This window comes from Gulosibacter sp. 10 (assembly GCF_900163695.1).
Lineage (GTDB): Bacteria > Actinomycetota > Actinomycetes > Actinomycetales > Microbacteriaceae > Gulosibacter.
The window spans coordinates 1-9,955 of record NZ_FUIC01000034.1 but is presented as its reverse complement, the minus strand read 5'-3'; the positions used below and the strand labels follow the sequence as shown (position 1 = coordinate 9,955).

General features: G+C 71.4%; 5 protein-coding genes. All 5 read right to left on the bottom strand.

The window, feature by feature from the left end:
• Nucleotides 1-481: 481 nt before the first annotated feature.
• On the bottom strand, nucleotides 482-3,019 hold the full coding sequence (locus FM112_RS12535; protein WP_087008079.1) for an RNA helicase: 2,538 nt from the start codon (nucleotides 3,017-3,019) through the stop codon (nucleotides 482-484).
• A 46-nt stretch (nucleotides 3,020-3,065) separates the two neighbouring features.
• Complete coding sequence (locus tag FM112_RS12530; protein ID WP_087008076.1) at nucleotides 3,066-4,808, bottom strand: hypothetical protein; 1,743 nt, start codon at nucleotides 4,806-4,808, stop codon at nucleotides 3,066-3,068.
• Nucleotides 4,808-5,509 carry a hypothetical protein gene (locus FM112_RS12525; protein ID WP_087008074.1) on the bottom strand — a complete coding sequence of 234 codons (702 nt, stop codon included), beginning with the start codon at nucleotides 5,507-5,509 and terminating at the stop codon, nucleotides 4,808-4,810. Before FM112_RS12525 ends, FM112_RS12530 begins: the two co-directional genes overlap by 1 nt.
• A 127-nt stretch (nucleotides 5,510-5,636) precedes the next feature.
• The gene (locus FM112_RS12520; protein ID WP_087008072.1) at nucleotides 5,637-6,179 is read right to left on the bottom strand and encodes a hypothetical protein; all 543 of its coding nucleotides are present in this window, start codon (nucleotides 6,177-6,179) and stop codon (nucleotides 5,637-5,639) included.
• Between the two features lie 120 nt (nucleotides 6,180-6,299).
• Complete coding sequence (gene smc / locus FM112_RS12515) at nucleotides 6,300-9,806, bottom strand: chromosome segregation protein SMC (RefSeq protein ID WP_087008069.1); 3,507 nt, start codon at nucleotides 9,804-9,806, stop codon at nucleotides 6,300-6,302.
• Nucleotides 9,807-9,955 lie beyond the last annotated feature (149 nt).

The following is a 9,955-nucleotide window of genomic DNA, read 5'->3' as shown; positions in this document are numbered from 1 at the left end:
GGGTCCAAAAAATGGCATTAGACAATAAAAGTGCACACTGTTGAGTTCTCAAGGAACGGATGCAACCGAACGCCCCACCCGACCAAATCGGGCCGCTGCTCGGCCGCAGCTAGACTAGCTTGCCGCAGTCCGTCCGGCTTGTCAACCTGGCGTTTCCGCCACATTCACCCGCCGTTCAGCTTGTCGGGACGAGGTCCCGGCACCTGCCGGAGCAGTGCAAGCCGTAGGAGTCGATGAAGCAGTGCTTCTCGACTCTCCGAGTCTGCCACCGGCTTGAGGCCGAACCACTCTGCGGTGTTCCGTACCTCCCGGCGACAAGGAAGAACATTACGCACTTCCGGGGGTGGCCGCAAATCATCTCCGCATCCCGGGCGCGTCGTGCGGCTGGCCCTCCCCGACTTCGGCATCAGCGCGCGGAAGTCGCCTCCGGGCCGCATCCTCGCCGAGCCGCTCGCCGCCGCGACTGGACGAGCCGCCCGCGTCAGAGGTTCACGACCTCGGAGACCATGACGACCGCTTCGCCCCGAGCCGCCGACTCCTCGAGGTCGACCTCGGCGCGGATCCGCCAGGCATGGTCGCCGGCCGGGTCGACGAGGGTCTGCTCGACGTCCCAGTAGCCGTGCTCCATGCGGGACTTGTCGATGCGGCAGTACTCCGGGGCCCGAGCGGCGGCGTCGACCGCGATGTCGTCGTACTCCTCGTAGTACTCGTCGAGGATCTCGGGCCAGTCGATCTTCGGGTCGAGCGCCAGCAGCTCTTCGTCGCGCTCGAGCGCCGCGAGGTGCACCCGTCGCCACATCGCGTTCCGCACGAGCACCGTGAACGCGCGGGTGTTCGAGACCACGCTGGGCGGCGCGGGCGGCAGCACCGGCTCCCCCGCCGCATCCACCGGCGCGACGAGTTCGGCCCACTCGTCGATGAGGCTCGAGTCGACCTGGCGCACCAGCTCGCCGAGCCAGGACGTGAGATCGGCCAGCTGGTCGGTCCGGGCATCGCCGGGCACCGTGTGCTGCAGCGCCCGGTAGGCGTCCGACAGATAGCGCAGCACGAGGCCCTCGGAGCGGGCGAGATCGTAGAAGGCCACGTACTCCGCGAAGCTCAGGCCGCGCTCGTACATGTCGCGGACGACCGACTTCGGCGAGAGCTCGAAATCCCTCACCCACGGCTGCGAGGAGGCGAACATCTCGTAGCTCTGCTCCAGCAGCTCCACGAGCGGCTTGGGCCAGGTGATCTCCTCGACCCGCTCCATCCGCTCGTCGTAGTCGATGCCGTCCGCCTTCATCGCGGCGATCGCCTCGCCGCGCGCCTTGTGCTCCTGGGCGCGCAGCACGGGGCGCGGATTCTCGAGGGTGGCCTCGATGACGCTGACCGCGTCGAGCGCGTAGGCATCGGACTCGGGGTCGAGGACGTCGAACATCGCGATCGCGAAGGGCGACAGCGGCTGGTTGAGCGCGAAGTTCGACTGCAGCTCCACGGTGAGGCGGATGCCCTGCCCGTCCGCCACGATGATCCCCGCCTCGAGCAGCGTGCGGCCGATCTCGAGCGCCCGGCGGGCGAGTGCGAACCTGCGCGCCCGGGGCTCGTGGTTGTCGAAGCACAGTTCGCGCAGATGCCGGATCACGTCGCCCCCGCGGGCGACGACGTTGATGAGCGTGGCCGAGGTCATCTCCAGATGGCTCGTGAGCGGCTCGGGCTCCGCGGCGACGATCCGGTCGAAGGTCGCCTCGGTCCAGTTCACGAACCCCTTCGGCGGCTGCTTCTTGGTGATCTTGCGCTGCTTCTTGGGGTCGCCCGCCGCCTTCGTGACGGCGTGCTCGTACTCGACGACGTGCTCGGGGGCCTCAACCACCACGGTCCCGTGATCGTCGTAGCCGGCCCGGCCCGCCCGGCCCGCGATCTGGTGGAACTCCCGGGCCGTGAGATGCCGCATCCGCTGCCCGTCGTACTTCGAGAGCGCGGTGATGAGCACCGAGCGGATGGGCACGTTGATGCCGACGCCGAGCGTGTCGGTGCCGCAGATGACCTTGAGCAGACCCCGCTGGGCGAGCTGCTCGACGAGCCGGCGGTAGCGCGGGAGCATCCCCGCATGGTGCACGCCGATGCCCTGCCGCAGCCAGCGGGAGAGGTTCCGGCCGAAGGTGGTTGTGAACCGGAAGTCGCCCATCGCCGCCACGATGCGATCGCGATGCTCGCGCGAGGCGACCTTGATGCTCGTGAGCGCCTGCGCCCGCTCGACCGCGGCCGCCTGCGAGAAGTGGACGATGTAGATCGGCGCCTCGTCCTCCTCGAGCAGCTCCTCCACCGTGTTGTGCACGGGGGTGAGCGCGTAGCGGAAGCTCAGCGGCACGGGTCGGGTCGCCCCGGCGACGAGCTCGGTGGCGCGCCCGGTGCGACGCGTCAGGTCGGCCCGGAGCGCATCCGTGTCGCCGAGCGTCGCCGACATCAGCAGGAACTGCGCCCGCGGCAGGAGCAGCAGCGGGATCTGCCACGCGGCCCCGCGCTGCGGATCCCCGTAGTAGTGGAACTCGTCCATCACCACCTGATCGACGTCGGCGTCCGCGCCCTCCCGCAGCGCCTTGTTCGCGAGGATCTCCGCAGTGCAGCAGATGATGGACGCCTCGGGGTTCACCGAGCTGTCGCCCGTGACCATCCCGACCCGCTCGGCCCCGAACACCTCGACGAGGGCGAAGAACTTCTCGCTCACGAGGGCCTTGATCGGCGCGGTGTAGTACGTGCGGCCCCCGCGCGCGAGCTCGATGGCGTGGGCGGCGATCGCCACGAGCGACTTGCCCGTCCCCGTGGGCGTCGCGAGCACGACGTTCGACCCGGACACCAGGTGGATGATCGCCTCGTCCTGCGCGTCGTAGAGGTCGATGCCGCGGGCGCCGGTCCACTCGAGCACGGCCTCGTAGGTGTGATCGGGATCGTACGGCGCATCGGGATCGGCGAGCGTCGGGATCAGCTCGGCGAGCGAGGGGACGCGCGGCGGCTGGCTGTGGTCGGGCGAAGCGTCAGACATGGCACCACGATCCTTCCACACTTGATCCACCGGTATCGGGCCCGGCTCAGCGCCCCTCGCTCCTCCGCCACTCGCGATACGTGATCGGCGTCTCGCCCTGCTTGATGGCCGCCTCGTAGGCCTCGAGCTCGGCCGGGCCGACGGGATCGCCGCGCCACGTGGGCATCGCCCGCACCAGCCCCTCCCGCCGCGAGGCCTCCGGCTGGCCGAGGAAGGCGCCGCGCAGCTCGCGGAAGCGGGTCGAGATCTCCGACAGCTCGTCCTTGCCCTCGCTGTACGCCTCCGCCGCCGCGAGCCCGCGGACCGTCGGCACGTAGCCGGTCGAGCCGCGGAACATCTCGCTGCCCGAGGAGAACGCGGTGGCGTTGGCGCCGAGGATGGAGACCGCCATCCCCACCCCGCCCAGCATCGGGTAGAGCTCCGACTCCATCATGAAGTTGAAGCTCAGGACGAACCACAGCGGCCCCGAGAACATCGCGAGCAGCTCGATGCACCTCCGGAACTCGCGATGCGTGTTCCGCACCATCCCGCGCCTGCGCAGCCGCCTGAGCTCGCCGACGGCGAAGCGGTGATAGCGCGGCGCGAGCACCTGCTCGCGTACCGACGCCTCCCGCGCCCCTCCCGGGAAGAGGACGATCCGCACGAACTCCCGCTGCGACTTCGAGCAGCGCTGCAGGTCGCCGGTTTCCCGGACGAGGCATTCGTCGCCGTGCTGCGCCACGGTGACGGCGCCGAGGGATTCGAGCTCGATGATCTCCGCGAGGATCGCCGAGTTCCGGCCGATCTCCGCGCCGAGCACCTCGGCCTGCGTCGGGGAGAGCTCCGCCGCATCCGCGAGCGCCCGCTCCCGCTCCGCCTCCGACCGCCTGCTCGGCGGCCTGGGCGGCCGGTAGATCTGCGCGAGCGCGAAGGCGAGCAGGTTGAGCAGCACGACGCCCGCGAGCATGAGCACCGGCACGGCGTTCGGATGCTTGAGGAGATGGAGCAGCTGCGGCAGGAGCCCCGGCCCGCCGTCCCTGCCGTATTCGAAGGACAGCGCGTAGGTCTCGAGGGTGTAGCCGTCGTCCGCGCCCGTGCGGATGTGCCAGCTGTCGCCATCCCGGTCGGCCGAGCAGCCGTCGGAGCTCGGGCTCAGGCAGGCGGGCTCCGCGGAGAGCATCTCGGCGACCTGCGGGTCGATGCGGACGGTCGTGGTGAACGCGCTCGCGTCCGCGGTCTCGGGGTCGAAGACCGGGTCGAACGCGTCGGTCATGAGGAACAGGTGCTGCTGCCCGTCGTCGCCCGTGATGACGGGGTTGTTCACCGTGTACTCGACACGGATGTCGTACTCCCCGACCAGGAACTCCTCCGCGGCGAAGCTGATGCTCGGCCAGAATCCGTCGAACGCGGCCTCGACCTCGACGCCGCCGATCTCGGCGCGCACATCGCCGACCTGCACCTCCCAGTCGTAGGCCCGGCCGTCCCCGAACAGATCCGAGGCGCCGGTGATGCTGTACAGCTCCGGGAGCCGCAGCTCGATGCCCTTACCCGGCTCGTCCTCCGGCATCGTCACCGTGCCGAGCACGACGTAGTGCGCGACGGGCTCGCCGCCGCCCGGGCCTTCGCCCGGCTCGACGGTGATCTCGCGGTTCCATCGCTCCACCGACATGTCCCAGGGGCTGAGCTCCGAGGAGTCGAACCGGTCGGAACCGGGGATGAGGTCCAGGAAGATCGAGGCGAACGCCGAGATCGACAGCGCGATCAGCGCGAAGAGCAGGACCCTCGACGGGGTGAATCGCCGTCGGCGCATCACGCCCCCGCCTTCGCCGGCGTCGCGATGACGATGTGCGATTCGTCCTCGGGAAGATAGTGCACCCGCACATGGGAGTCGATCTGGAACTTGCCTGCCTGCTCCTCCGGCGAATAGGACAGCCGCGTGGCCCGGAAGGTGCTGCCGTCGGCGCGCCGCACCTGCACGCGAAGCGCGTAGGCCTGCTCGTCCTCGAGCCACAGCCCGGCGGGCACGACGTCCACGAGCCAGCCGTCGGCCTCGACGCCGGACTCGATGATCTCGAGGTCTCTCGCGCTGAGGAAGCCGTGGCGCATCCGCCATTCGACGATCGCCGCCTGGGCCTCCGCGATGCGCGACTCCTCGACGAGCCCGGCCTTGCCGTGCTTGGCCGAGAACGAGACCGGCAGCACCGACCCCGGTGTCAGGCTGCCGATGTCCTCCGGCCCGATCGGCCGCTTCAGCGAGGCCTCGTGCGTCGCGCCGTCGCCGGTCTCGACGTCGAAGCGCACCTTGTAGACGCGGACGTCGTTGATCGTCGTCCCCGTGGCCTCGACTTCGCGGACGGTGCCGATCACGATCGGATCGTCGCTCGACGCGCCGTCGACGCCGAAGACGGACGCGCGTCCGCCGTTCCCGGGTCTCCAGAGGAGCAGCCTGAGCAGCATGAAGACGACGAAGAGGACAGCGGCGATCGTCAACCAGCTGTTGAGCCAATCCATGGGCTCATAGTCGCACGCCGCCGCGAACCCGGCAATACGAGCACGGGCGGACCTTCCGGCGCGCCATGATGCGGAAGGCGCGCCGAAGCACCGCGGCGCACGATCGCGGCCGGCCCGTCAGTCGCGACTACTCGTCGAGGCCGCACGCCTCGGCGATCTCGGCCATGGGCTCGAAGGTCTCGTCGGCGACGCCCGCCTCCTCGAGCGCGGCCTGGTTGAGGTCGGCGTACTGGTTCGCCGCATCCTCCGCGGCCGGGTCGACCGAGCCGTAGTCGACGTCCTGCACCACCTCGAGCACCTCCCGCAGGTTCTCCTCGACCGCCGCGAGCGGCTCGGCGACCTGCGGCAGGTCGATCTGCTCCGAGGTGGATTCCGCCGCCTCGAGGAGGGTCTGCATGTTCGCGGCGAAGTCGGGCGTCCGCCCCGCCTCCATCTCGGCGGCCATGGCCTCGTTCGTCTCCTGCAGCGCGGCGATGACCTCGTCGGAGTAGATCGCGCACGCCTCGTCGAGCGTCTGCCCCGAGGGGCTGACGGCGTCCTCGGCCGGGGCGCCGGTGCCGGTCGCGGACCCGTCGACCGGTGCCCCGTCCTCGGACGAGCAGGCAGCCAGGCCGAGCGACAGGATCGCGGCGGCGAGCAGCGAGGAATACCGGGCAGCACGGGAACGCATGGATCAGCTCCTTCTCGACGGGCGCGAGGACCCGCGACGGATGGCGCGCGCCCCTACAGCGCGCGATCAGCGCTCAGCATAAGTCATTCCGGGCCCCGGTCGCAGTACCGCCCGCCGCGGCTACTCGCGGATGCGCTGGCCGACCACGGTCGAGACCCCGTCGCGATGCATCGAGACGCCGTAGAGCGCATCCGCGATCTCCATCGTGCGCTTCTGATGGGTGATCACGATGAGCTGGCTGGACTCGCGCAGGCTCTCGAACACCTCGAGCAGACGGCCGAGGTTCGCGTCGTCGAGGGCCGCCTCCACCTCGTCCATGATGTAGAACGGGCTCGGCCGCGCCTTGAAGATCGCGACGAGGAGCGCCACTGCGGCGAGCGAGCGCTCACCGCCCGAGAGCAGCGAGAGCTTGTCGATCTTCTTGCCCGCCGGCTTGACCGCCACGTCGATGCCCGTCGCGAGCAGGTCGTCGGGGTCCGTGAGCGAGATGTCGCCCGCCCCGCCCGGGAACAGCGTGGGGAACACCTCGTGGAAGGCGGCGCGCGTGTCCTCGAAGGCCTCGGCGAACACCGTGCGCATCCGCTCGTCGATCTCGCCCACGATGCGCATGAGGTCGGCCCGGGTGCGCTCGAGGTCCTCGAGCTGCTCGTTGAGGTAGGTGTGGCGCTGCTCGAGGGCCGAGAACTCCTCGAGCGCGAGGGGGTTGATGCGCCCGAGCTGGGACATCTGCTTCTCGGCGTCCTTGAGGCGGCGCCGCTGCTCTGCCCGGTCGAACTCCTCGTCGGGGCCGTACTCGTCGAGCAGCACCTCCTCGCTCAGCGAGAGCTCGCTCATCGAGCGCTCGAGCAGGTTCGCGAGCTGCAGCTTGCGCTCGTGCATCTGCAGCTCGAGGGCGTGCACGTCCTCGGTGATCTCCGCAAGGCGCCTGCGGTACTGCTGCTCCTGCTCGCGGAGCCCCTTGAGCTCGCGATCCTGCTCCTCGCGCTGCCGCTCCGCCGCCGCGAGCTCGGCCCGCGCCTCGGCGAGGCTCCGCTCGATGGACGCGTGGAGCCCGGGGATGCGGGCCTGCACCGAGACGATGCGCTCGTGCTCGGCGCGGCGGAGGACGGTCTCGCGGGCGGCGCGCTCGGCGGCCTCCCGCTCGGCCTCCCGCTTGCGCTCGAGCTCGGCGACGCGCAGCTGCTCCGAGCGGAGCCGTTCGCGCAGCGTCTCGACGGTCAGCCGCGCCTCGACCTCCGCCTCGCGGCAGCGCTCCACCGTCGCGGCGAACTCCTCGCGCCTCGACGCGTCGAGCACGGGCCGGGGCTGCGCCTGGTGCGCTTCGAGCTCCCGCTTCGCCGCCGCCGCGCGCTCCTGCGTCTCATCGATGCCCCTGCCCGCGAGCTCCTGCGTCTTCGCCGCGCGTTCGAGCTCGGCCCGCGCGGACTCTACCCGTGCTCGCGCGCGGTTGAGCGCCTCCCGCCGGGCCGCGAGCTCGGCGTCGAAGCTGCGGAGCTCGGCGAGCGCCGATTCGGATGCCGTCTTCGCCGCCTGCAGGGATGCGCGCCGCTCGGCCCGCTCGACGGCGCGGGCGTCGAGCACCGCGGCCACCCGCTCCAGCTCGGCGGCGGCGCGATCGCGCTCCGCGAGCAGCTCGATGCGGCTCGCGCCGCCCGCGTCCTGGCCGTCCTCCTCGCGGTCGGCGGCGATGAGCCCCGTCGCGGTGAGCACGTCGCCGGTGCGGCTGACGAGCGTCGTACCGAACGGGAGCGCGCCGAGGCACGCGGCGGCCTCGGCGGCGGCCGGCAGCCGTTCGACGACGAGCGTGCGCTCGAGCTGCATCGCGATCGCAGGCACGCCCGAGACGAGCGAGCTCGCGCGGACCGCCCCCGCGGGCGCTCCCTCCGGGACGGCGGATCCGTCATCCGACCGCTCCGCGTCCTCCGCGCCTCGCGCGAAGTCCGCGACGAAGCGGAGCCGGCCCGAGCCCGCCGACTCCTCGGCGAGGGCGAAGGCCGCCTCGTCGGATGCGGCGAGGATGGCGTCCGCGGCCTCCGCGAGCGCCGCGGCCACCGCCGTCTCGTAGCCGGACCGGACGCGCAGATGGTCGGAGACCCGCCCGAGCACGCCCTCCGCCTTGCGCGCGAGCAGCGCCTGGGCGCCGTCCCGCACCTCCGCGGCGAGCGAGAGCGCCTTCCGCCGCGCCTCGAGCGAATCCCGCTCGCGCTCGAGGTCGTGGATCTGGTCGCGCAGCTCGTCCACCGCGGCCTGCTCCTCGACGACGCGCTCCTGCGCGGCCGCGTAGCGCTCGTCGAGCCCCGAGGAATCGGCCTCGCCCTCCTCGGCCTGGCTCTCGACCTCCTCGAGCTCGCGCTCGGCCGTCGCGAGCCGGTCCGCGGCCGCCTGCTTCGCGTTCTCGCTGCGGAGCACCTCGCCGCGCACGGCGGCGAGACGCTGGGCGGCGGCCTCGGCGCGGCCCTTCAGCTCCGTGGTCCGCAGGTCGTGCTCGGACAGCAGCGCGGATCGCGCCGATATCTCGGCGTCGAGCGCGTCGAGCTCCTCGCGCGCCCGCCTCGTCTCCGCCTGCGCCTCCTGCCACGCCGTCGCCGCGGCCTCGCCTCGGGACGCGAGCCGCTCGATCTCCTCGCGCACGGCTTCGAGATCGGCGGAGGACACCGACACCGTGAGCGCCGGCTCCTCGAGCCTCGTGCGCAGCATCGACTCGCGCTGGCCGGCGAGCATCTCGAAGTTCCGAAGCCGCTCGCGCACGCTCTCGAGGTCGAACGCCACGCGCCGGGCGCGGTCCACCGCGTCCCCCCGCTGGGCCTCCTGCAGCCGCTCGATGCGCAGGAGCGCCTGGTCGAGCTTCTCCTGGAGCACGATGCGCTCGGCGCTGCGCTCCTGCTCGGTCGTCGTGGCCTTGCGGAGCTGCTCGCGCAGCCCGACCGCCTCGTCGGCGTACAGGCGGGCCTTCGCGTCGCGGACGACCGCCGCGATGCCCTGGGCCTTGCGGGCCACCTCCGCCTGCCGCCCGAGCGGCTTCAGCTGGCGGCGCACCTCGGCGACGAGATCGCGCAGGCGCTGGAGGTTCTGCTCCATCCCCTCGAGCTTGCGCACCGTCTTCTCCTTGCGGCGCCGGTGCTTGAGCACGCCCGCGGCCTCCTCGATGAAGCCGCGGCGCTCCTCCGGCGTAGCCCGCAGGACGGTGTCGAGCCGCCCCTGCCCGACGATGACGTGCATCTCGCGGCCGAGGCCGGAGTCGCTCAGGAGCTCCTGCACGTCGAGCAGGCGCACCTGCTCGCCGTTGATGGCGTATTCGCTGCCGCCCGCGCGGAACAGCGTGCGCTTGATCGTCACCTCCGTGTAGTCGATCGGCAGCGCGCCGTCGGCGTTGTCGATCGTGAGGGCGACCTCGGCCCGGCCGAGCGGCCCTCGCGTCGCGGTGCCGGCGAAGATGACGTCCTCCATCTTGCCGCCGCGCAGCGACTTAGCACCCTGCTCCCCCATGACCCACGCCAGGGCGTCCACCACATTCGACTTGCCGGAGCCGTTGGGGCCGACGACACACGTCACGCCCGGCTCGAACTCGAGCGTGGTCGGTTTCGCGAACGACTTGAAGCCCTTGAGCGTGAGGCTCTTCAGGTGCATCGGCGTCGCTTTCGGTCGGGGTGGAGGGCGTTCGTCAGCTTACCGGCGGGGCGCGCCGGGCACCGGGCTCCGCGCGGCGCGGAGGCGCACTAGGTGTACCCGGTCAGGAGGTTGGTGGCGGTGTTGGGGTTGCGGAAGGGGAGAACCTC